Annotated in this window: 24 protein-coding genes; 18 read left to right on the plus strand and 6 right to left on the minus strand. The window is 42.3% G+C overall.

Annotated elements, in window-relative coordinates; all coding sequences use genetic code 11:
- Nucleotides 1–246, plus strand: a 246-nt coding sequence (locus tag BMZ06_RS04460; RefSeq protein ID WP_139205799.1) for a zinc ribbon domain-containing protein, incomplete at its 5' end; no start/stop codon positions are given.
- A gap of 45 nt (nucleotides 247–291) precedes the next feature.
- On the opposite strand, the gene BMZ06_RS04465 is transcribed toward BMZ06_RS04460, so the two are convergent.
- Complete coding sequence (locus BMZ06_RS04465; protein ID WP_245755954.1) at nucleotides 292–1,680, minus strand: glycoside hydrolase family 18 protein; 1,389 nt, start codon at nucleotides 1,678–1,680, stop codon at nucleotides 292–294.
- 202 nt (nucleotides 1,681–1,882) lie between these two features.
- Between BMZ06_RS04465 and BMZ06_RS04470 the strand changes: the two genes are divergently transcribed.
- On the plus strand, nucleotides 1,883–2,065 hold the full coding sequence (locus BMZ06_RS04470) for a hypothetical protein (RefSeq protein ID WP_089750545.1): 183 nt from the start codon (nucleotides 1,883–1,885) through the stop codon (nucleotides 2,063–2,065).
- A 217-nt stretch (nucleotides 2,066–2,282) separates the two neighbouring features.
- Nucleotides 2,283–3,551 carry an L-lactate MFS transporter gene (locus BMZ06_RS04475; protein ID WP_342708465.1) on the plus strand — a complete coding sequence of 423 codons (1,269 nt, stop codon included), beginning with the start codon at nucleotides 2,283–2,285 and terminating at the stop codon, nucleotides 3,549–3,551.
- Between the two features lie 68 nt (nucleotides 3,552–3,619).
- Here the strand turns inward: BMZ06_RS04475 and BMZ06_RS04480 are convergent, their stop codons facing one another.
- The 3 genes from BMZ06_RS04480 to BMZ06_RS04490 form a co-directional block, all read right to left on the minus strand.
- Complete coding sequence (locus tag BMZ06_RS04480; protein ID WP_089750547.1) at nucleotides 3,620–5,074, minus strand: outer membrane protein assembly factor BamB family protein; 1,455 nt, start codon at nucleotides 5,072–5,074, stop codon at nucleotides 3,620–3,622.
- Between the two features lie 266 nt (nucleotides 5,075–5,340).
- Nucleotides 5,341–6,738 (minus strand): hypothetical protein, encoded by a 1,398-nt coding sequence (locus BMZ06_RS04485; protein ID WP_089750549.1) that lies wholly within the window; start codon nucleotides 6,736–6,738, stop codon nucleotides 5,341–5,343.
- Between the two features lie 132 nt (nucleotides 6,739–6,870).
- The gene (locus BMZ06_RS04490; protein ID WP_089750551.1) at nucleotides 6,871–7,401 is read right to left on the minus strand and encodes a YceI family protein; all 531 of its coding nucleotides are present in this window, start codon (nucleotides 7,399–7,401) and stop codon (nucleotides 6,871–6,873) included.
- Nucleotides 7,402–7,667: 266 nt separating this feature from the next.
- Between BMZ06_RS04490 and BMZ06_RS04495 the strand changes: the two genes are divergently transcribed.
- From BMZ06_RS04495 to BMZ06_RS04525, 7 genes are all read left to right on the plus strand, one after another.
- Entirely contained in the window at nucleotides 7,668–8,609 is a 942-nt protein-coding gene (locus BMZ06_RS04495; RefSeq protein WP_089750553.1) for an N-acetylglucosamine kinase, read from the plus strand.
- Between the two features lie 18 nt (nucleotides 8,610–8,627).
- Nucleotides 8,628–9,536: an N-acetylmuramic acid 6-phosphate etherase gene (murQ, locus tag BMZ06_RS04500; protein ID WP_089750554.1), complete on the plus strand. Its 909-nt coding sequence runs from the start codon at nucleotides 8,628–8,630 to the stop codon at nucleotides 9,534–9,536.
- A 58-nt stretch (nucleotides 9,537–9,594) separates the two neighbouring features.
- Complete coding sequence (locus BMZ06_RS04505; RefSeq protein WP_245755955.1) at nucleotides 9,595–10,965, plus strand: extracellular solute-binding protein; 1,371 nt, start codon at nucleotides 9,595–9,597, stop codon at nucleotides 10,963–10,965.
- An 82-nt stretch (nucleotides 10,966–11,047) separates the two neighbouring features.
- A complete protein-coding gene (locus BMZ06_RS04510) occupies nucleotides 11,048–11,941 on the plus strand; it encodes a carbohydrate ABC transporter permease (protein ID WP_089750556.1) in 894 nt (297 codons plus the stop codon).
- A gap of 18 nt (nucleotides 11,942–11,959) precedes the next feature.
- Nucleotides 11,960–12,799 (plus strand): carbohydrate ABC transporter permease, encoded by an 840-nt coding sequence (locus BMZ06_RS04515; RefSeq protein WP_089750558.1) that lies wholly within the window; start codon nucleotides 11,960–11,962, stop codon nucleotides 12,797–12,799.
- A gap of 14 nt (nucleotides 12,800–12,813) precedes the next feature.
- Nucleotides 12,814–13,680: a MurR/RpiR family transcriptional regulator gene (locus BMZ06_RS04520; RefSeq protein WP_089750560.1), complete on the plus strand. Its 867-nt coding sequence runs from the start codon at nucleotides 12,814–12,816 to the stop codon at nucleotides 13,678–13,680.
- A 206-nt stretch (nucleotides 13,681–13,886) separates the two neighbouring features.
- Nucleotides 13,887–16,067: an FUSC family protein gene (locus BMZ06_RS04525; RefSeq protein ID WP_089750564.1), complete on the plus strand. Its 2,181-nt coding sequence runs from the start codon at nucleotides 13,887–13,889 to the stop codon at nucleotides 16,065–16,067.
- A gap of 93 nt (nucleotides 16,068–16,160) precedes the next feature.
- On the opposite strand, the gene BMZ06_RS04530 is transcribed toward BMZ06_RS04525, so the two are convergent.
- Entirely contained in the window at nucleotides 16,161–17,024 is an 864-nt protein-coding gene (locus BMZ06_RS04530) for an STAS domain-containing protein (protein ID WP_089750566.1), read from the minus strand.
- A gap of 222 nt (nucleotides 17,025–17,246) precedes the next feature.
- On the opposite strand from BMZ06_RS04530, the gene BMZ06_RS04535 reads away from it, so the two are divergent.
- The 3 genes from BMZ06_RS04535 (at nucleotide 17,247) to BMZ06_RS04545 (ending at nucleotide 18,409) form a co-directional block, all read left to right on the plus strand.
- Nucleotides 17,247–17,465 (plus strand): DUF3899 domain-containing protein, encoded by a 219-nt coding sequence (locus BMZ06_RS04535; RefSeq protein ID WP_089750568.1) that lies wholly within the window; start codon nucleotides 17,247–17,249, stop codon nucleotides 17,463–17,465.
- Between the two features lie 126 nt (nucleotides 17,466–17,591).
- Nucleotides 17,592–18,194, plus strand: coding sequence for a pyroglutamyl-peptidase I (locus tag BMZ06_RS04540; RefSeq protein ID WP_089750570.1), 603 nt, complete (start codon nucleotides 17,592–17,594; stop codon nucleotides 18,192–18,194).
- Between the two features lie 17 nt (nucleotides 18,195–18,211).
- A complete protein-coding gene (locus BMZ06_RS04545; protein WP_089750572.1) occupies nucleotides 18,212–18,409 on the plus strand; it encodes a hypothetical protein in 198 nt (65 codons plus the stop codon).
- A gap of 41 nt (nucleotides 18,410–18,450) precedes the next feature.
- On the opposite strand, the gene BMZ06_RS04550 is transcribed toward BMZ06_RS04545, so the two are convergent.
- Nucleotides 18,451–19,548 (minus strand): acyltransferase family protein, encoded by a 1,098-nt coding sequence (locus tag BMZ06_RS04550; protein WP_089750574.1) that lies wholly within the window; start codon nucleotides 19,546–19,548, stop codon nucleotides 18,451–18,453.
- Between the two features lie 205 nt (nucleotides 19,549–19,753).
- On the opposite strand from BMZ06_RS04550, the gene BMZ06_RS04555 reads away from it, so the two are divergent.
- The 5 genes from BMZ06_RS04555 to gvpN all read left to right on the plus strand — a co-directional run bounded on the left by BMZ06_RS04555 (nucleotide 19,754) and on the right by gvpN (nucleotide 23,176).
- Nucleotides 19,754–20,512, plus strand: coding sequence for a fumarylacetoacetate hydrolase family protein (locus tag BMZ06_RS04555; RefSeq protein WP_089750576.1), 759 nt, complete (start codon nucleotides 19,754–19,756; stop codon nucleotides 20,510–20,512).
- Between the two features lie 334 nt (nucleotides 20,513–20,846).
- A complete protein-coding gene (gene gvpQ, locus BMZ06_RS04560) occupies nucleotides 20,847–21,590 on the plus strand; it encodes a gas vesicle protein GvpQ (protein ID WP_089750578.1) in 744 nt (247 codons plus the stop codon).
- Nucleotides 21,591–21,610: 20 nt separating this feature from the next.
- A complete protein-coding gene (gvpA, locus tag BMZ06_RS04565; RefSeq protein WP_089750581.1) occupies nucleotides 21,611–21,913 on the plus strand; it encodes a gas vesicle structural protein GvpA in 303 nt (100 codons plus the stop codon).
- 70 nt (nucleotides 21,914–21,983) lie between these two features.
- Nucleotides 21,984–22,250 (plus strand): gas vesicle protein GvpO, encoded by a 267-nt coding sequence (gene gvpO / locus BMZ06_RS04570; RefSeq protein ID WP_089750583.1) that lies wholly within the window; start codon nucleotides 21,984–21,986, stop codon nucleotides 22,248–22,250.
- A 17-nt stretch (nucleotides 22,251–22,267) separates the two neighbouring features.
- Complete coding sequence (gene gvpN, locus BMZ06_RS04575) at nucleotides 22,268–23,176, plus strand: gas vesicle protein GvpN (protein ID WP_089750585.1); 909 nt, start codon at nucleotides 22,268–22,270, stop codon at nucleotides 23,174–23,176.
- The last annotated feature ends 5 nt before the right edge of the window (nucleotides 23,177–23,181 follow it).

Raw genomic sequence — 23,181 nt, forward strand, 5'->3', positions numbered from 1 at the left:
GCTGATAATGGATGGGGAATGTTCAAATCTTTCTTAAAGTACAAACTGAACGAACAAGGAAAGCATTTGATCAAGATTGATAAATGGTACCCATCTACACAAACTTGTTCGCATTGTGGAAATACAAAGCCGATGCCTATGAATATTCGGACATACACTTGTTCGTGCGGGGTGAATCTCGATAGAGATTACAATTCGGCTCTCAACATCAAAAAAGAAGGAGTTCGGCTATTAGCACTGCTCTAATGAATATAAACTCTTGGAACAAGAGGGTTAGCTTGGTCTATTTCGTCAGCTAACAAAAGTGGTGATTACCCAAGAAGCCCCCACTTCAAGCGACCCGTAAGGGTGGTAAGTGGAGGGTAGTTCACTAGTATCATATTTCGCTTGAACACTTCGTGCATCCTCAAACCATACTTCGTGTTCCTGGCCGTTGTTATCGGTGTAGCGGAAGAAGGGAGATTGGTATTCTTCATTATACTGAATAGCTACTCCGTAGTTTGCGGCGAGCTGCACGGCTTCCACCGGATTTACGGTTCGGGCGAGCGTTCCTTCCACCCAGGGAATCTTCCAGTCGCGCCCATAGAGTGGCATCCCCATGAGTATTTTATCTCTAGGAATAACTGTTACGGCGTAATCAAGCACTTCTCTCACTTTGTTAATCGGTGCAATCGCCCACGGTCTTCCTCCGGCCCATCCCCACTCATAGGTCATAAGAACAATGAAATCTACAATGTTGGCCTGAGTTTCATAATCATGAGCTTCGTAGAGAAGTCCCTTTTGGTCAGCGCTGATTTTAGGGGCAAGGGCAGTGGAGACGAGAAAACCTTGAGGGCGCAACCTCTCAGTCAAACGGCGCAAGAAATCATTGTAATTATCCCGATCCGTTTGATACACGTATTCAAAATCAACATTCACCCCTCTGTACCCTTTTTGACCCATCACCTCCAATAAATTGGTGATTAGTGCGTCCTGAAGTTGTGCGCTTCTAAGAAGGGTTGCGGCCAGATCGGAATCAAAGGATCCATTCGAGAAATTAGTGAGGACGAGAAGCGGGAGTGCTCCAGTCGAAGCAGCAGCATCCAATACAGGCTGTTCATCTCGTTCCGTTATACTTCCATCTTCCTGAATGGCATACATAAAAAGCGATAGGTAAGTAAAGTTTCGGCCAAGCGCGCGAACTTCCTGGCTGCCGGACGCGTTGAGCTTTGTCGTGTACGCATTTACTTCGATTAAAGGGCGAGGCAGTGCAGGGACTCTTAATGTCTGCCCAGGATAAATGAGAGCAGGGTTTGCGATCGAATTCACCTGCGCCAGTTGATTAACAGTAGTGCCGTAACGAGAAGCAATGCTCCATAGATTTTCACCCGGTTTCACCTCATGGGAGAAGTATGGAAGGATCAGCATCTCACCGGCATAAATCTGTGCAGGGTTCGTAATATTATTCACTTTGGCTAGCTCTTCGATTGATACGCCGATGCGCTGAGCAATGGCATATACACTATCCCCTGGCTGCACTACATATTCACGAACCGGGTCAGGAATCACAAGACTCTGTCCAATGACGAGAGTATCGGGGTTGTTAAGCTGGTTGAGAAGAACAATTTGGTTCATATCAGATCCGTACTTTTGTGAAATTCTCCATAACGATTCTCCTTGCTCCACCACATGAATTTGCATAGCCACGCTCCTTCGTTATTGTCACTATATATCATGTTATTCAAAATAGACATGTCCTAGTTTTAAGCTTTGCTTATAGCTGAGGAAGCAGAAATATAGATTTCCCCATATAAGGTTTTATAGTTTTGAAACCAATTTGTTTCGTATTCGTAAAATTGATAATAGAAGATAAGTCTTTTTCAGAATAGAGGGGGGCGTACCTGTGGAGATAATTGTTGCTTTATTCGTTATCGTATTAGCAGTGGTCTTAGATTTCTTTTGGTTTGATGTAGATCGAAAACGCTGGGGCTGGATGAAGAAGTGGACAAAGGTTCAGAGAGCCATATTTCTTACTGGACTAATTTTCCTAACCTTCCTCATTTACTTAGGAATGAGCTTTTATTGATTCATTATGTAAAGTGTAAAAAGAAAAGGGTGGTCCATGCCCAGGAAATACCCTCTTCTTTATATTAATATCTCTAAAAAACGAGTATCTGACTCTCCAGCTTATTTACTAGTTCTAATAAATGTAAATTATATCCTTATATGCCAAAGTATGTTTTAAAATTCATAAGAAAGGAAAGAGGTAAGAGATTCATACTTATCTCGAATGGAGGACAATTATGGCAAAACAGAAGGTGAAGAATCGATGGCTGATTGCTTTATGTGCGGTAGGGATACATATTTCCATTGGCTCCGTGTATGCGTGGAGTAACTTTACCAATCCTTTAATAGAGGAATTTGGGTGGAGTTCGTCGCAAGTACAATTTACATTTAGTTTAGCTATTTTATTCTTAGGATTATCTGCTGCTTTTCTTGGCTGGTTTGTGGAAAAGTATGGCCCGCGCGTAGCTGGTATTACGGCTGCCATATTTTTTGGAATTGGAGTATTCGGCTCAGGATTTGCTGTTAATCTCGGATCATTGTGGGCTTTATATTTATTTTATGGAGTACTTGGAGGCATTGGGCTTGGTGTAGGTTATATAGCACCTGTCTCAACATTGGTTAAATGGTTCCCTGACCGACGCGGACTTGCAACCGGCATGGCTATTATGGGCTTTGGTTTTGCGGCCGCAGTTGCCAGTCCTGTCATGAACTGGTTAATCGGTTCAGTAGGAATTGCTATGACATTTTATATTTTAGGAGTTTCCTATTTTGTTATTATGATTCTATCTTCTCTCTACATGTCACGTCCGCCAGAAGGATGGACGCCGGAGGGGTATGATGACTCCAAGGAAGAGGATGTAGATAAGATGGATCTTGCATTCATCGGAGCCAAGGAAGCCTTGAAGAAAAAGCGTTTCTATTATCTATGGATCATGCTATTTATCAACGTCACCTGTGGAATCGCTGTAATATCAGCTGCAAAACCGCTTGCGGAAAACAGTGTAGGAATGACCTCTGCAGCTGCCGCTTCTCTGGTAGGTATTATGGGACTTTTTAATGGGGGCGGGCGAATTGCATGGGCCACAGCATCCGATTATATTGGACGTTCCACGACCTACTTAATTTTCTTTGCTCTTCAAATCGTGCTGTTCATCGTGTTGCCTATGACGACATCGGTCACGCTGTTTGTTATTTTCTTCGGGATTATTTATACGTGTTATGGAGGAGGATTCTCAACCATCCCTGCCTTCATCGGTGACTTGTTCGGAACGAAGGAACTTGGAGCTATTCACGGTTATATCTTAACAGCCTGGGCAGCGGCCGGCTTAGTAGGTCCATCTTTTGCCGCATTCATGCGGGATACAGTGGGCAGTTATGAAAGCAGCTTGATTTATTTTGCTGGTTTGTTCGTCATTGCTTTTATTGTTTCTATTTTAACGAAAGTGGATATTCGCCGCTTAAAGGCTAATATTAGACATTCGGAAGATCAACGAAAAGCTCAATAACAGGAAGCAAAAAGCCGCTCTTATCGTAAGAGCGGCTTTTTAAAGATATTTTTGGGTGGAGATTTCTTTTATTTCGATTTTTTACGATACCAATAGATACCTAAGAAGATGACTAGTGTTAATACGACAAGGATGAGGATCAGGGTGGTGTTAGAGCTGCTGGATTCTTCAGAGCCATCTGATGAAGATGTGGAGTCGCCAGCGTTTGCCTGATCGGTTGATACTTCGGTAAATTCCTCTGACTTTTCTCCAGTGTAAAGTTCGGATTCACTTAGAGTTTGAATATCTTCAAGCGGCTGAATGTAAACATTTCCGTCTTGGCTTCCAGATATATAATGTTCGTTTATAATAATCGCGCCGGCCGGGGCAAGCGTCCCACCAAGTTTCATCTGATTAACCAATTCGCCGGATTCGGCTTCAAAGGTAAAGACGTCCCCAGCTGCGTTACCAAAATAAACATATTCGTTATAGGCAACAGGAGGGGCTTTATTGACGCCGCCTTCATACTCCCACTTCATCTCTTTAGCTTCCGTATCAAAGGCATAGAATTTTTGAGTAATCGGGCTGCCTACAAAAATAGTTCCATCCTGAATTACAGGAGCGCCAGATTTATTATTTTTTACATGCTCTCCTGTTCCCAGAGATTCTCTATGAGTGATTTCACCAGTTTCTTTGTCCATTTCATATAACATGTGCTCATACATATTGTCTCCCTCTGCTTTTACGAGGGCGGTAGTATAGATCGAAGTTTCACTCACGACAGGAGGGACATCATCCAGTCCAGCGGCTACCTGGTCGAACTCGGTCTCCCATACCCGTTCCTGATTGACGAGATTGATGGCGTTAAAATGAAACTGGTCTGCACTTCCGCCTCCACCTACATAAAGAGTATCCTCTTCGATGACGGGAGAGGACATACTGACTATACTTCCTAGATCAAACTGCCAGTCCAGTTCCCCTGATTCCCGGTTCACGCCATATAGCTGTTCATCACCTGCCGTAATATAGACATTATCTCCATGGATGGCGGGTGTAGGCATGACTTCACCATTCGTATCAAACTTCCATACGGTTTCCCCTGTTTCAGCATCTACAGCCAGCACACCGCTTTCTTCGGTCCCGCGGTTACCATTCTCCTGATAATAACGGTTCCCGTAGCCTACAAAAAGAACATCGTCTTTGTATATCATTTCTGAATGTACCCAGTTAGGGGCAGAAGACTTCCATAGACGCTCACCACTTTTTACATTAAAGGCTTGCAGGCTTCCGGTATTGTGGTTTCCGATGTAGAGGATGTCATTAACCACTACTGGAGTAGACCGGAGCTGGTTGTCGGTGGGATATTTTTTTCGCATGGTTTTATCTACGGATCCTCCGTGGACAGGGTTATTTGTTTTGTTTAACCGGTATTGTTCCCAGGAGTCTGGGCCGAACACTGCGGCCGAAACATTGACAGGGAGCAGAAAACTTAGCAGGAGCCCAAGTCCTGAGAGACAAATCAAATGTTTAACTTTTACTTTCAATTATGTACACATCCTATCTTGTTTTGGTATGTATTCCCTTATATTAAAGGCTAACACTCTTTATTTACCAATGCACCATTGAACAACCATACGTGTTTTAATAGTATTTTTCTTAAAAAGGGAATGTGAAAATTATAGGCAAGGCTGGGTTTAAATAGCGGGTAGGGCAGATGGGAACATATGGGAGTCCGGGGCTAATCATAAATGCGTCAGCAAATAGAAGAAGCACAACACGCTGCCAGTCTCGTGTTGTGCTTCTTGAATCCTTATGCTTGGCGTTTCACCATATCAATGTACAACTGTTTGTAGGCGTGATGCTCTTCTTTCATGCCAACTTCATGGTACAGTTTAGCAAGCCACTGGACCGGTCGATGGTCTTCTTCACGAAGTTCCATATCAAAACTCATACACTCAATGGCTTTCTCAGGCTGGCGGAATTCATGATAAAGTTCGCCTAACTTCAATTGCTGGTTAGGATCCTCTATTAGTTCGTTCATCAGGTCAACTTTTTTTATAATGGGTTCTGCCTTGGGGTAGTGCTTGAGCGGTTCGCCCCATTTTTTGATATACGAAATCTCATGTTCATCCAGCAAGGAACTAATCGCGCGGGTAAGAATCTCAGCTGCCTCCGGGTCTCCGCTCTCCAGCAAATGCCCGAGGAGCATCTGTAATTCCTCCGGGGTCAGCTCCTCAGCTGCGTCCTCATTTCCTTTAACCATCTTCACTAATTGACCAGACTGATGAGGAGTTAAAGTGAGTCCGCTTTGGTGGATCAATTTTAGAATGTCCTTGAATTTTTCATTTTCAATATAAGCATGCAGTAAATCCTGCTGCAACGTCTCAATACTCAGTCCACGTTTATACAAATCTTCAAGCAGGTGGAGACGGTCTAAGTCCTCGAATCTGCTGTCTATAAGTGTATGCAGGACTGCATAATCTTTTGGATCCTGTGTGTGGACAGCTTGCTGAATCGAGATCGCGAGCAAGTCATTTATTCGGCCTTGTTTATCATACATATTTGATAATTTCTGAAATGACTGATCATGGTGCTTAGAAGAATAAAGTTTTTTCTCCATATAAATTGGATCGGAGGATAGAATGGTTTCATCATTGTTTTTGTAACGCTCATCATATCGGTTGAAATCAAGATCTCCTGAAAATGCGTCCGCTAAACGATGATGTGGGGAGAAGTCTTTAAGGATGTAAAGAATTCGATAACATGACAGTAATTTTCCGTCACGGCGTTCTTTGTAAAAAAGAGTTTCGATAAAGTTTGATAATTTTTCTTTGTTAATAAAGGATTCGAAGTAGGTGGCTATCAAAGCCGTTTCCTGCAAACTATAGTATTTCTGGAGTTTTTTAAATAATCCGTTAAAACTTCGCTTGCTGAACTGAGGCTGGGAGGAGAGGACGAAATCAATCAGCGGGTGAGGAGGTGTGAATACAATCCCTTTCTGGAATGCTTTATTCACATAAGAACGCTTGGTCAATTTCTTCGCGGAAGCATAATTCAAATACTGATCTTTATGAAAGAAAAGATAGTACGTTTGATCTTGATCATTGACGGCTTCAATAATTTTACATTGGTTGAAGATCGCCATACGCTGGACTTGCAACTGGGATTCCTGCTTGTTTTCTTTAACCGTTACAGTAGAAAAGGGCATAAATCAACCTCCTTATCGTTACTATTATCTTACCACGAAAGAGAGGGGGAAAGATAGCTGGGGCATTATGGCAGAAGAGATAAATAAAAAATCCAACCCTCTCGTGCATGAGGATTGGATTTTCTGCCTGTATTATTCAGATACGATAAATTCAAGGTTTCCTTCGAATTTTACATCTTTACCTAGCATAAGGCCACCGGTTTCCATGGCAGCGTTATATGTCATGCCATACGCTTCGCGGTTGACTTTTCCGGTTACGTCGAAGCCAGCTACTGTACTGCCGTCTAAAGGACTCTTGGAAGTTCCGTTATACTCTACGTTAAATGTTTCTTCGTTAGTTACCCCTTTAATCGTAAAGTCTCCGGTAATTTTGTATTCATCATCATCTACTTTTTGGATGGATTTACTTTCAAAAACCATATTCGGGTACGTTTCTGCTGCAAAGAAGTCACCTGCGCGAAGGTGATTATCACGATCTTCATTTCCAGTATCAATTGATTGTACAGGAATGGTTGCTGTGATTTTAGCAGATTCAAGATCTGTAAAGTCACCATGCACCTCTATATTAAAATCAGTAAATTCTCCTTTAGCCTTAGAAACCATCATGTGTTTAATTTGGAAGTCGATAGCACTGTGTGCTTGGTCTAGTGTTAGTGTTGACATTTGGCATTCCTCCTTTTGATTTTTATCTGCACGATTAAACGTAACGTAGTTAATAGTTTGAAGTCAAGATATATGATTTAAGAGTACATAGCAAAGTCTTTCCACTCCTCCAAATTATTCCACCTCAGGTCATCCATAAAATCCCAAATATCATTCTTTAAATTATTCATTACTACTAAAATTTTATGTCGAAATTTAAATAGTTTAATTGACATAAAAATTCATGGACGTTATACTTAATTCATAAAATAGTTTGGGGGATGGCCATGAATTATGTCATTGGGATTGACGGCGGAGGGACGAAAACAACCTGTCTGTTTATGGAAACCGGTCAAAAAAAGCTCCCGGACCAGCCGAAACGAATGATAGGAGAAGGCACGAATCCTCATATTATTGGTTTTGAGGAAGCAGGTGCGAGACTGGTAAATTTAATCAGCCAGGGGCTTGAGAAATTTGCGATCGCGCCGCAACAGATTGTTGGAGTGGGATGCGGACTGGCTGGTGTTGGACGCCAAGACGATGAAGAAAATATGACGAAATTACTGAGGAAAAAATTTTACTCTCTTAATTTTTCTGAAAATTTAAATTTGTTTGTAACGTCGGATAGTCTGATTGCCTTAAAAGGGGCCCTCCCTGAAGAAGCTGCGAGCGGCATGCTAGTCATCTCAGGTACCGGATCCAATGCAATTGCCATGGATGAACGCGGAAAGATCATCCGCTGCGGTGGATGGGGACATCTGATTGGCGACGAAGGCAGCGGTTATTACATATCTTTGAAAGCGCTATCAAAAGTGTCGAAAAGCGCGGATGGCCGTGGCCCGGATACCGCGATCACATCGTTACTTTTAAGCGAGCTTAATTTAGAACAACCGGCGCAGCTAATATCGTATTTATACGGCCGTCCACATGAAAAGTACGAGATTGCGAGATTAGCCAGGCATGTAATTGCTGCTTCTGAGCAGGGAGATGAAGTTGCGATTGCTCTATTGCAAGAGGCAGCGGAGGAACTGATCCTTCATGCAGCAAGCTTATATCGGAAATCTTCATCGTTTACATCAGAAACACCGGTTACGGTAGCGGGATCTATTTTTCAACATTCATCGGTGGTAAAGCAGCATTTCATTGAACAATTACATAAGCGGAGGCTGGGAACTTATTGTAAAGCCTTCGGACCGCCGGAATTCGGGGCCTGTTTAATCGCAAAGTAAAGAAAGGTGGTAAGGAATATGGAAGATTCTTTAGCTTTATTAACTACAGAGCAGCGGAATCTGCGGTCTAAACATATGGATCAAATGTCGACAGGTGAAATCCTCACCGTTATGAATAAAGAAGACCAGCAGGTTGCAGAAGCTGTGCAAACCGTACTTCCGCAAGTGGAGGTAGCGATCAAACATATTACTGCGGCTTTAAAAAAAGGTGGGCGATTGTTTTACGTAGGGGCGGGAACGAGTGGGAGACTTGGAATCCTTGATGCGTCTGAATGTCCGCCTACGTTTATGGTTCCGCCGGAAAGAGTTCAGGCCGTTATGGCAGGGGGAGGTAGTGCGCTATCCCGTGCCAGGGAAAATTCGGAGGACAATGAGCAGCAGGGAAAAATGGATCTTAAAGAGAAACAGCTCACTGATCTGGATGTGGTGGTAGGAATTACAGCAAGCGGCCGTACCCCATATCCTATCGGGGCTTTGAAATACGCAAGGGAGAAAGGTGCTTATACGATATCGCTCTCTTGCAATCCCTTATCGGAAATTAGTGCTTTTGCTGAAACTTCTATTGAAGTAGTGGTGGGACCTGAAGTTCTGACAGGCTCTACTCGGTTGAAAGCAGCAACAGCCCACAAGATGATATTGAACATGATCAGCACCACAACGATGGTTCACCTCGGGAAGGTATATGAGAATTTAATGGTGGACGTTCATGCAAGTAATCATAAGCTCCGTGAGCGGGCCAAACGGATCATTGTGGAGTGCACGCAGACATCCTATGAAGTAGCTGACCAGGCCTTAGTCGAAGCAGATTTTCAAGTGAAGCCGGCTATTGTCATGCTGCAGGCAGGAGTTTCTTATGAGAAAGCGCTGAACCTGCTGGATAAGAATGAAGGTCATCTTCGGCAGGCGCTGAAAGCACAGGATGAATGATTTGAACACCACACAGTGGGTTTCAAATAAATTTACCAAATAAAAGGGGGAGCTTGCATTGACCATTTGGCGAAAACAATCGGCCTGGTTCATGTTGGTGGCATTTTTGGTTTTAGTTTTAGCAGCGTGCGCTCCGGGAGCAGGATCGGAGGACACAAGCAGTGAAAGTGAAGGGTCTGATTCGGAAGGAAGTTCAGAATCTGGCGGAGACGGAGAAATTTCCGGGGAGCTTGAAATTCAGTATTTCGTCGGAGGGTATGGAGATTCCTGGTGGAAGGAAGTTATCGGTGATTTTGAAGAGAAATACCCTGATGTAACCATAACGGAACATGCGGGTCCAAATATCAATGAAGAGATGCGCTCGCGCTGGGTATCGGATGATCCGCCAGATGTTGTTTATATTGATGGTGCAGGATCCAGTGAAACTCAAATGGTGGAAGATGACCAGCTAATGAATTTGACGGAATGGATGAACGGCATCGAACTTGAAGACGGTACGCCGTTAAGTGAAAGCTTTATTGTAGACCCGGCTAAATATGATGGCGATGTGTATAGTCTGCCGCTCGTTTTTGATACTTGGGGCACATGGTATGACAGTGCCTGGTTTGAAGAAAAAGGCTGGGATGTACCGAAAGACTTCTCAGGTTTCATGGACACCATGGGACAGATTAAACAAGAAGAGGACATTGCTCCATTTGTAACCACGGGTCAGTATCCTTATTACTTCTTGCGCGGTATGCTGTATCCAGCATTCGGTGCTGCAGGCGGTGACGAACTTCTTAATCAAGTTATTAAAGGAGAAAAGGGTGCCTGGACCAGTGAACCGGTACTTAATGTAATGAAAAAAGTAGAACAGATGCAGAAAGAGGGCTACATTGATCCTGGATTTGGGGCTCTGAACCATACGCAGTCGCAAATGAACTTTCTAATGCACGATAACGCGTTCATTCCAGTTGGCTTCTGGCTTCCGAATGAAATGGAAAAAGATACACCGGAAGACTTCCAGTATGGTTTTATTCCGTCTCCTATGCAGGATGAAGGAGAACCATATGCGATTGTACCGGACCTAAGACCGCTTGCCATAGCTGAGAAAGCGGAGAATCCGGAAGCAGCCAAAGCATTTGTAGAATTTGTGTTTACGAAGGAATATGCGAAATTATTCTCTGAGCACACCGGTGCGATTATGAACCTTCAAGGTGTGGACTTAGCGTCCAGTGAAGAGGTTCCACAATTCTTAATTGAAGCGAATAAGATGATCAACGATCCGGATCAGGTTCAAATTTATCAGAAACCACATCCGATGAGTTCAAATTTAGAAACTCCAATCAGTAACTCACTCGTTTCCCTGATGCTTGGTAATATTACAGCGGAAGAGTTTGTAGAAGAAGCTGAAAAGGCAGCCAGTGAGTATCGCAGCAATTTGGAATAAGACATAAAAGGGATGGAATGTGGAGGCTCAAGCCAATTCCACATTCCATTTTTACTACCTATCCTGAAAAGAGGTGAAAGAGATGGTTCAGTCGAAAAAGCAGCGTAATCTATTTCTTGCTTTTTGTCTCGTACCTACGTTCTTAATGTTTTCGGTGTTTACTCTCTATCCATTGTTCAACGGGTTGTATTACTCCTTTTTTGAGTGGTCGGGTGCATCGTCTCTCGCAGAGTTTGTCGGTTTTGATAATTATAAACGGCTTTTAAACGATGATATTATCCCCTTAACTATACTTCATGACTATTTTCTTGTGGTTACGAAAGTGATCGGCATCATGATTCTGGCTACTTTCTTTGCGGTCGCGTTAACCCAGATGAAAATAAAAGAAGCCCCCTTTTACCGCATCGTCTTTTTCTTCCCGAATATTATGTCGGTCGTGGTTATCGGTATTCTGTGGATGTTCATCTACAACCCGAGTCTTGGACTTGTTAACTCAGGTCTGGAATTTATCGGCCTTGAAAGCTGGACGCGTCCATGGCTTGGAAGTGAAGACTGGGCGCTGCCAAGTCTTGTCCTGCCTTCCGTCTGGGCAGGGATTGGATTATTCATGCTTATGCTGATGGGCGGAATTTCAAATATCTCGAAAAGCTACTATGAAGCAGCGGAAATTGATGGAGCCACGGAATGGCAGCAGTTTTGGAAAGTAACGCTGCCGTTGATTTGGCCGCAGATAAAAATATCCATTCTATACATTATTATTACCACATTGAATGGGTCGTTTATTATCGTTCAGGTTATGACAAAGGGCGGTCCGAATAACTCCACACACGTAATGGGGTCGTACCTTTATGAACAGGCTTTTGTAAAATATAACTTCGGCTACGGAGCGACGATTGGTGTCATGATCCTGGTTTTATCGCTAATTACCGTGCTGATTATGCAGTTCTTTATGAGAAGAGAGAAAGTAGAATATTAACCGGCAGGAGGGGAGAAAGTGAAACGTAAAGGCGGATTTTTCTCACGATCTTTTGTGCGCATTCCACTTATTATCTGGTCGCTCGCTGTTTTATACCCAATCGTGTGGATGATTCTCGGCGCATTTAAATCCAATGCTGAAATTTACTCCAATCCCTGGGGTATGCCTGAATCATTTAATTTCAGTAACTTCGTGGACGCATGGACCAATTATAATATCGATATTAGTGTGTTTAATAGTTTAATTGTTACCGGTCTTGGGGCGTTATTAACGCTCGCTATGGCCATTCCGACTTCTTATGCTTTGGAGAGGATGAGGTTTCGCGGCAACCGGTTGCTATTTACGTTGTACATTTCAGCGATGATGATTCCGATGGTGCTCGGGTGGATCCCGTTGTTTTTCTTATTGATGCAGCTGAATCTGCTTGATAATATCTTTGGACTCGCTATCGTTTATGCCGTCAGTCAGCTTCCTTTCAGTATTTTCGTGCTGACCAGCTTTATGGCAACGATCCCTAAATCCTTGGAAGAAGCGGCATCGATTGATGGGATGAGTCCCTACGGCATTTTATGGAAAATTATCACGCCGCTTTCGACAACAGGGATCATTACCGTAACCATAATGAACATGATACAATTTTGGAATGAATACTTTATGGCGTTGATTTTTTTACAATCCGAGGAGAACTATACGCTGGCACTCGCAATTGATTACATTAGTAATGAGACACAATATACCAATGCATGGGGAACGCTGTTTGCAAGTCTTGTCATTGCCATTGTTCCTGTTATTATTCTCTATGCAATTTTCCAGCGCAGGATTGTGAAAGGCATGACTGAAGGAGCTATTAAAGGATAAGCGTGGTGATATGGATGAAGAACTCTTTAACCGGCGGGCTCGTGATATTGAACGAAATGAAGGATAAGCTTCCCCCATCTGAGCGTAAAATCGCACAGTTTATACTTGATCAGCCTCATGAGGCGATCCATTGTACGGCCAGTCAACTGGGAGAATTAAGTTCTACCAGCAGCGCGGCCGTCATGAGATTATGCAAATCTCTTGGGTTAAAAGGATTACAGGAACTTAAACTGCGTATATCCGGCGATCTACAGAAAAAGCCCGGATCGAAATACCGGGATATTCAGCCGGGTGAGCAGCCGGACTCTATTGTTGAAAAAGTAACAAGTAACAGCATGCAGGCAATCAATGAAACGACTGAGCTGGTCGATTATGAAACGCTGGCACGGGCAGTTGAGGTGCTTAAGAACGCCCGGAGAATCCACTTCTTTGGTGTGGGGGCGTCTGGCATTGTGGCGCAAGATGCTCAGCAGAAATTCTTGAGGATGAACAAAAGTACATCTGCTTTTACAGATCTTCATAATGCAGTAATGAATATTGCTAACGTAGATGAGCAGGACGTGGTCTTTGGGATTTCATTTTCCGGGGAAACGTATGAAACAGCTAAAGTTATGGAGATCGCGAAGGAAAAAGGTGCAAAAACGATCAGCCTGACAAGATATGGCCAGTCACCGGTGACGAATTCAGCTGACATCTCTTTGTTTATTTCCGCTTCCCGGGAAATACCAGCGCCATTCAGGAGTGGTGCGACTTCTTCCCGGCTAGCTCAGCTGCACATGATTGATATCCTGTTTGTGAACCTTGTTACGGAGCAGTACGAGCAAGCCTCCGCCTACTTTAATGAAATTACAGATGTGATGAACCAGCTGAAAGGAAAATAACTATTAAATCCAGTAATTCCCACCTCAAATCATCCATATTATTCCACCTCAGGTCTTGCATAAATTTCCATTTATCCATCTGCTTGCGGATCTGCAGGTGGTTTTTTGCTTTTCAGTCAGGGCATAACAGTTGTTCTAAAATCTAAAACCCCTTACCATAGAAGGAGTAAAATATAAGCAATGAACATGAAAAGGTGGATGCTGCAGTGAAGCAATTCCTATATAGATCCTATTGGCTCCGCCGGTTACTAGCCTCTGATCCTGGACGGAAACGTTTGAATCAGGCTGGTAAAGCGACCATTAGTTTAATTTCCTCCGTTTTTACAACTACTCTTATTTTAAATCTACTGGGTCTTGAGCCGCTTTTGCCCTCTATCATCTCAGGAATTGCCGGACTCATGGGAATCATGGTCGTAATGGATGATACGAAAGAAAAGAAGCAATTGACTACCCTGCTGCTTGCGCTGGCCGCTGGATGCGGCGTGACGTTAGGCTCTTTATTAGCGTGGAACGCTATCCTCGTTTCCGCATTAATGATTGTTATTATATTTAGTGGCTTTTACTTCTCAAGGTACGGCAGCCGATACTTTTCTCTTGGTATGATAGGCTTTTTTACAGTCTATTTTTCTTCTTTTTTAAAACTATCACCCGCTCAATTTCCCTTATTTTATTTGGCGATCTCCATTGGAATCATCTATGCATTCCTTTATAATTTTGTCATTTTCAAGGACTCCGTTCAGCTTCTCAAGCGAAGTATGCGTTCTTTTCACCGCCAGGCAAACCTTACATTTCAACTATTGATCGAAATTATTCAAGATCCTGAAACGAGTGAATCACGAAGAAGAAAACTTGAGTACAACGTTCGGAAGTTGAGGGAATACGCGAATAATGTTTCGACTGACCTAAGTGCTCAGGATATTAAAGGCATCTGGCCCGGTCTCACAGCAAAGCAGCTTAAGCTCTATGTGTTCGATACGGCTATGTTTGTTATGACGCTGGCTGACAGTTTACAAAAGTTGAAAAAAGATGACGCACTCGAGATGGCTGAACTGCGCAAGTTGCTTGTACAGGTTATATCCACATTGCAGGCAGCTGAAGTTCTTGATCAGGACTATAAGGAGAAAAACCTCGTGGAAGCGGAAGATGTCATTAGGTCGTTGCAGTCATTCATAAACGATTTATTTAACAAGCATCCTTCGCGTCCGGAAGGGTGGATTTACTTACTTCGCCGCATAGAGGCCATTGCAAGTCATGTTACTGAAGGGGCACTCCGCATCCAGTATTCTCTGCAAACGATCGACTTTCCACACGCAGAAGCAGAGGATGAAGCGGAAGAAGATGAGGAAGATGAGAAAGAGAAGGAAGAGGAGAAGGGGCTGAAGCCCACCACAAAAAAAGCCATTCAATCACTCATTGCCGGGACAATTGCCATTATAGTAGGTTACCTCATCTCTCCTATTCAGCCATATTGGGTACTGCTGACTACATTTATTGTTCAATTGGGTACAGAGACGGTAGGCCGGACTTATTTGAAAGGATTAGAGCGCTCGGTAGGAACGCTGATTGGTGCCATAATTGGTTTTATCCTTGCTACTCTTGTGTCTGGAAACCCGACACTTGAAGTGATACTTCTATTTTCCGTGATTTTTTTAGCTTTTTACTTATTAACGGTTTCCTACACCATTATGAGTCTTTTTATCACCATGCTGATTGCCTTTATGTATGACTTGATCCTCGGCGGGATTAGTATGGAACTGTTAGGGGCCCGCGTTATAGATACTATTGCAGGAGGCGCTATCGCTCTTGGAGTTTCCGCTTTCATTTATCCCACCAAAACCATGGACAAGGTATCGGAAGCTTTCAAAGATTACTTAAATGAACTGGATTCTTATGTCCAACGATATATTCAAAGTCTAAAGCAGCCGACAGGTGTTAAAGACATGGCGGATATTGCCTTCGAACTGGATGGTAAAATTCAAACCATTGAAGATGAATCGAGACCTGTTCTTCAGGGGCCTGGTGTCCGGAAATATTCTGGACTTCCACGCTGGATTACCATCTTTACGGCTATTAACTATTATGCCAAGCATTTAGTCGCCTCTTCCTACCAGAAGAATTTCCACTATCCAAAAGAAGTGAGCAGCGTTTTCCTAACAGTGGAAGAGAAATTTACGCATAACATTCAAGTGTTAACGAAGATGATTGAAACAGATGAATGGACAGGGACATTGCATGATTTACAGGAAGAACGGGAAAAAATTGAACGATTCGCCCCCGGTCATCAAGACAATCAAGGCGATCTTGTTCATCACTTATACTATATTTGGAAGATTAATCAGTCGCTCTTGTTGCTGGGTAATCATATGGGAATAGACAAAAGAAAATAGCAGCTTAAAGCACCCTTTTTTCATACATGTACAAAAAGAGCAGCTTCCCGATGATGGAGGCTGCTCTTTCTTATGAATTAGTTTAAACTGCGTTTACGTTTCCTGCTTTTCAATCAATCTAAATCCAATATACTCAAGCGCGGACTCCAGATTCGGCACCGTTTTAGTATTTAGATGAAGAAGCTGAGTGTTGTTGACTTCATGTTTTGCAATTTCCGGCGTAATGCCTGTCATGATGGTTTCCATCCCCATCAGTTTTAAAGATCGTACCAGTTCAATCAGCACACTTGGAAAGGTGTTATCGATGATTACGAGTCCGGACAAGTCGATAACGAAAGAGTCGATGTCATTATCAACCCCGTACTGAAGTACCGTTTCCATAATCTTATCTGCTCTGTAACCATCAATAATGCCCTGCAGTGTCAGAATAGAAACACCGCTCGTGATCGGAATAATGGGAACGTTTAAAAGCCCCATGTTATATTTCGTTTCATCCAAGTCAATAAGATGAGAAAGAATCTCGGCCATTGATCTTAAATATTCGACATCTTCATTACTGAAGTTCTTTTCCTCTTTATCCATCACACATAAGGTACCAAAAACGTGACCATTCGTGTTTTTTAACGTGACACCAAGAAATCCCTTCACTTCCAACTGAGACGTGACTTCAAGTTCTCTCGTTAATTCATCCTCCGATAAATTATCCGTGTAAATGAAGTCCTCATCTTCAGAAATAATAAGACGGCAGTAAGTGCCGCCATACTCCACGCTATAGCCTTCTGGAATAATATCATCTTCTCTATTAAACGAGCTAAGAACCGTCATCGCTGTCTTGCCGCGCTTTGTAACATATGCTGTATTTACATTTAACTGCCTGCTGATGATTTCAAACATTTTACGGGACACCGTTTTTAGTGAATGAAATTCGGAAGAGGCTAAATTATATTGACTGGACATAAATACCTTCCCCTTTACCTCTTATGGTGAAAAACCTTATTCTATTCTACCATAATAATCATTCAGAAGAATGATAGATTCGTCCTTTTTAAAAAGGTCACACGCTCCGACAATGTATGTAGTTTCCACGTAGCTTATCAATGGAGGTATGTAACCTCTGAGTCCCGTCGTAATAAGTACTCTGGTGTCCTTTTGTACAATTTCCGTGAAAGGGTCAGCCAGTTGAAGATTTACATAATTACATTGTTATTCTCATTTCCTGCATGGATTTTGATTCATTGGGGAATGGGTCTTGAGGAAGCAGAAGTGATCAATGAATTCTTCTATTGGGGGCTCACTCTTCTTATTATTGGAGCCAGCTTTTATATTGGCCAAACGGGATTTCCTCAAATTTTTTTCGGAAGTAAGAGACTTTCTCAATTGATCGTTCCACGTTCGTGAGCTCAGGGGCGCGTAGATGAGAGAATCTCAGGAGATTTCGATCTTCTTAGCAGCAGGGAGCGGATCCATACTGTATTCTATTATTCTCTTGTGGCTCCTCTTATAATTAAGAAAGGCGGTCTACACATGAAAAAATTATTATTAACAGGTTTTGAACCTTTTTTAAATTTTGCGTTTAACCCGACCGAATCAATCGTAGAATATCTGGATGGACGGACGATCGGAAACTATACCATCCATGGGGTTGTCCTGCCCGTAGATTTTAATCGTTCAGCTGAAGAGCTGATCACTCATTATCACCACATAAATCCTGATGCAGTCATTACATTAGGAATGGCGGCTCATCGCAAAAGAATTACACCCGAACGGGTAGCAATTAATATTAAAGACGGAGCTCCGGATAATGATGGATACGTCCCTGAGGATGAACCGATTCAGGAAGAGGGGTCCGATGCTTACTTTTCTAAGCTTCCTATTAAAAATATAGTAGCATGTCTAAGAGAAAAAGGAATTCCCGCAGCTATTTCTAACACGGCAGGTACTTATCTCTGTAATAATGTGATGTATTCGCTGCTGCATGAACTCCATCAAACGAAGAAAACGATTCCTGCAGGCTTTGTCCATATACCAGCATCTTTTGAAATTGCGATGGTCGAACCTGAGATGCCGGCGTGGCCTTTATCAACTCTGCAAGAAGGTATAGAAACGATGATTCAGACCCTGGAGTAAGAAGGAGGATTTATTTTATGGTAGTATCTGGGCAAATTCATTATAAAAACCATCATATTGACTTTGAAGTTAATTACCAGCATGAGGATATTTCAGAACGTGGAATTAGAAGTGAAGAGGCGAAGCATGGCCTCATTCACGCGATTAATCGAAAGTTCCGTGTGAAATACCCACTTTCAAGTGAGATCGATCAAATCCGCGTCAGCCGTTTTTAAAATGGAATATAAAAAGGCACCCCGGCATGGGTGCCTTTTTATTAGGATGCTTTCCCTTTGTTGATAGCTGGTTTTTGAGAAGAAGAGGAGCCGAGGTTCGGCATATTAATTCGACCGGTTACCAAACTCCCAAAAGGAACCAGATTGAATAGATAGCTCATAACGATGGGGCCTGCTACACCTAAAGCAAAGAATGCCGAAATATAAACGACTAAATTCGACGGTAGCTGCATGGACTCAAACCAACCGACCGCATTATATTGAAACAAGGGGTGAAGCAGATAAATGCTGTAGGAACAGCTGCTGATCCAAAGGACAGGCTTCGGTACCTTATTTAATTTCATAGCAATTAGATAGAGAACACAAAATACAAGGAACGTGTAGAAAATGATATCAAACCTTTTTGAGCTGACAGCCGTCAATATTCCGGAAATTCTTAAATAGATAGGAATTAGGCCGGCAAAGACTGCTCCGCCGATAACCCAAAATCTATATTTCTTCAGATAATAAAGAAACTCGTCGAGATGTTTTCCTGCGTAATAAGCAACAGTGAAGTAGAAAAACCAGCCGAGAAATGGAAGCTGATAGTACTCCCACATAAATTCAAGACCTGAGATCGTACCTTTAAAGTTGAAAAATCCGAGATACATAAGGTTTATTATTAACGCAAGACCGATAACCAATAGCGGCGGAAAGCGGTCAAAGGATTTCTTCAATAAAAAGTGCAGCGCATAAAACTGAAAAATAATCAGTACGAAATATCCGTGCCAGGCACCAAGGAGTGTTTTCTTAAAGAATAACTCGCTAAAGGCTGACCATGTTAATCCGTCGAGGCCAAGGGCATACATGGAATAAATAGCTGCGAGCACGAGGTAAGGTACCAGAATATATAGTATTCTTTTCTTCCAAAATGATTTCGGTAGGCGGTCAGGATAAGAGTAAGATAGCAAAAACTCCGAAATCATGACGAAGACCGGAGTGGCAAACATCATGCTCATATTAATTAAATAGGTGACGCTTGTTGTAGAAGCTGATACATCTAAGTTGCTTCGGGCCATTGTAATAGAATGAATAAGAACAACACACATACAAGCGACAAATCGAATGAAGAAAATTTCATTTATAAAGCCTTTTTTCAAAAGTAGAGGCCTCCTTTAGTTATACTCTGTCATTGTATTACGATTTCAGCTAGATTGATATAACAATTTCATGATATTTAATACAGGTATTTATTTCCACCTCAGGTCATCCATATTATGGATGACCTGAGGTGGAAGGTTCTGGTAGGATTAGTCTGGTGTCTTGATTTATAATAGAGTCACTACTAGAGAGGGGAGTTTTCCAATGAAGTATATCCGTTATCGTAAAGAAGGTACCATTTATTATGGGGTGCTCGAAAGCGAGACAATAACCCGACTGGATGGCAATTACATAGAAGGCCCTGTCCAAAAGTTATCTGCCGTCGATTCGCTGGACGAGGTAGAAGTTTTGGCTCCTACTGAACCAGGGCAGCTTATTGCTATAGGTCTGAATTATGCGCTTCACGCTGAAGAACAGGGAAAGCCTCTGCCTGAAGAGCCGATGATGTTCATGCTGTCACCGACAGCCGTCATCGGGCATAATGCTGGTATTACCTTGCCAACAGAAGATCACCGGATTGATTACGAAGCTGAATTAGCTGTAGTAATTGGGAAAGAAGCGAAGGATCTAACCAGAGAAGAAGCTTTATCTTATGTGTTTGGTTACACGTGTGGCAATGATGTATCCGACCGCTATTTGCAAAAGAAAGATGGCCAGTATACCCGGGCCAAGTCCTATGCTACTTTTAAGCCGCTCGGACCAGTCATTGAGACCGATCTTGATCCCAGTGAAACCCCAATTAAACTTACACTGAATGGGGAGTTAAAGCAGGATTCTAATACAAGTGACTTAATCCACAGCGTAGAAGACATTCTTGTAGAAGTCACTAAAGTAATGACCCTTCGCCCAGGAGATGTGCTCATGACCGGAACGCCATCAGGAGTTGGACCGCTTACTCCCGGAGATGAACTGGAAATTGAAATCGAAGGCATAGGTAAGTTGCGTAATTATGTGAGTAAATAACAAAAAAGAGTCTTGCGAATTCTAACGCAAGGCTCTTTTTTGTTAGCAAAAGCTATTAAATGTTAAAGCTTGCGATCAACAGACGATTCGCTGAAAACTATCTTTAAATAATTAAAATGTAAAAAATGTAATATATGAATCAATAAGCCTCTCAAACCGTTGCAATTACTAGGGGAAAAGTTGGAGTGCTCTGTAATAATTGATGAAAAAATAACCATTTTTCGCTTATATTCCTTCGAATAAGGTTTCAATATAGCTCTCATGGGAACTAAGAATAAAAAATAGCACAATATTGGTTAGACCAAATGTAAATATGGGAAAAGGGAGGATGGAAGTGAGTATAGAAGATCGTAATCACAAGTCATCTTCTAACGACGACTCCCTCCTTGATGACATTGGGGGAGGTGTTAAAGAGAAGGCTGAAAGTTTTCGTGAAAAAATACCTAACGTGTCCGAGCTGATGAGAAGGACAGATGACCCTGCTGAATTTGCGGATGAAGCGACTGATGAAATCCAAGAAGCTTCTAAAGAAGTGAGAGAAGAAGCACAGGATGAAGCTAGTGACTATTTAGCTCAGCAATTTAAAGAACAATTGCGAAAAGAAATGGAAGAATTAAGGACCAATCTCGAAAAGAAGCAACAGGAAAACGCCGAGAAGGTTCATGAAAGAGCGGAGGAAGCAGAGAAAAAGCTGCAGGAAAAACTTTTACAACTCCGTGAAAAGATCGCTTATGTGAAAGAATCTGGCGAAGAACTTCAAGAAAAAATCAAAGAAAGTCAGCGCTCCCGAAATTCTAATACTCGAGCCAAAGGTGTAGAAAGTATTAAAGGTATCTCGAACGTTAGGAGTTCGTCCAAGCTTAAAAGCCCCTCTAATATAAAGGGGCTCAGTCAAATGAAAAGTGCTCCTCAGGTAAAAAGCTCAACTGATTTAAAAGGTGTAAATGAGCTGAAAAGTTCCAATAACATTAAGGGTCCAACAGACGCTAAGGGGCTGAATGAAATCAAAAGCGCTCCAAACGTCAAAAGCCCTAAAGATGTGAAGGGAATTGAAGATATCAAAACTTATCATGGATAAAAATTGAAAGGAGAATGAAAATGGCTATTCAAAAATCAACAGATAGTTCCAGTCTTGCAGAGGTAGTAGACCGTATTCTTGATAAAGGGATTGTAATCGATGCATTTGCACGAGTATCTGTCGTCGGTATCGAATTAATTACAGTAGAAGCAAGAGTGGTTATCGCAAGTGTAGATACTTGGCTCCGTTATGCAGAGGCTGTAGGTCTCCTGCGCGATGAAGTAGAAGATGAAGGTATTGGAGGTCGTCTTGCAGAGCAACGTGTAGGCTCCCAATCTCAAGACTCTGAAGAATCCAATGAACGAGGCGAATTCAGTATTTAAAACAGGGGAGGGTTGGTTTTTGCGCCAACCCCTTCTCTATTCTATTCAGTAGAAAGGCGGGTCGTTCCATATGAAATTGTTAGACAATGTTACTCAATTCTTTAATCAGAATATTGCTCCCCCTCATAAAATTATATCTGCTAAAAAGCAGGATGATGGTTGGAGAGCATTAGTAGAAATTATTGAGGAAAAGGATTATATGAAAAAGTATGCTAATGATCAAATGATCGGGCTTTATGAAGTGTTTTTAGACAATAACCATGAAGTAACCGGTTTTTCCAGAATAAGCTTACGCTACCGTAGTGATTTAGAAGAAAAAACAGAAGCTGAACACTAGGAAATGGAGGGGTGGAAATGACTAAGTTAACGGAAACAAAAGCTAAACCTCAAGAAGACCGAGGCGTGTACGCCCATCCCTTCTTTCAGAATTTGATTAAACGATCGCATCGATATTTATCGTTAGGTTATCCGGTACACTTTACGGGACCTACAGGAATCGGAAAAACGACATTAGCTCTTCATATCGCTAAGTCCAGAAAACGTCCGGTTGTGCTGATCAGCGGTAATAAGAGTTTATCAAACGCTGAATTAATTGGGGCGTTCAAGGGCTACAATCGAAAAAAGGTCAATGATAATTATGTGCGTACCGTGAGGAAAATTGAGGAAAACGTCACGGAAGGCTGGGTTTCTGGCCGTTTATATGAAGCTGTGAAAAATGGGTACACGGTTGTTTACGATGAATTTACGAGATCGAAGCCGGAGGTTAACAATCTGTTTTTATCCGTTCTCGAAGAAAAAATCCTACCATTGTATGGTACGAAGCGGAAGGATTCTCATATAAAAGTTCATCCGGATTTTTCCATCATTTTTACGAGTAATCCATCTGAATACGTGGGTGTATATGAAACACAGGATGCCCTCCTGGATCGTATGATATCGCTGCCATTGAAATCGCTGGATCAAGAAGCAGAAGCCACTATCGTGACTGAACGCACTAAAATTGATCAGGATAAAGCAAAAGCTATTGTAGGTTTTGTTCATAGAGTAAAAGATTTATGCAAAAATCGTGATTCTTCTTTAAGTTTACGTGCATCTATCATGATTGCGGATGTGGCTGAACGTTATCAACTACCGATTGATGGAGAGGATAAAGAGTTTCAAGAACTTTGCCTTGATATCACGTACTTCACCTTGGATTTATGCACGGACGACCACGAAGAAGAACTACACAAAAAAATTATAGAGGCATGTAAAAAGGTGTAGGAGGC

Origin of the sequence: Halobacillus alkaliphilus (assembly GCF_900113125.1) — a bacterium.
In the GTDB taxonomy this organism is placed as follows: Bacteria; Bacillota; Bacilli; order Bacillales; family Halobacillaceae; genus Halobacillus; species Halobacillus alkaliphilus.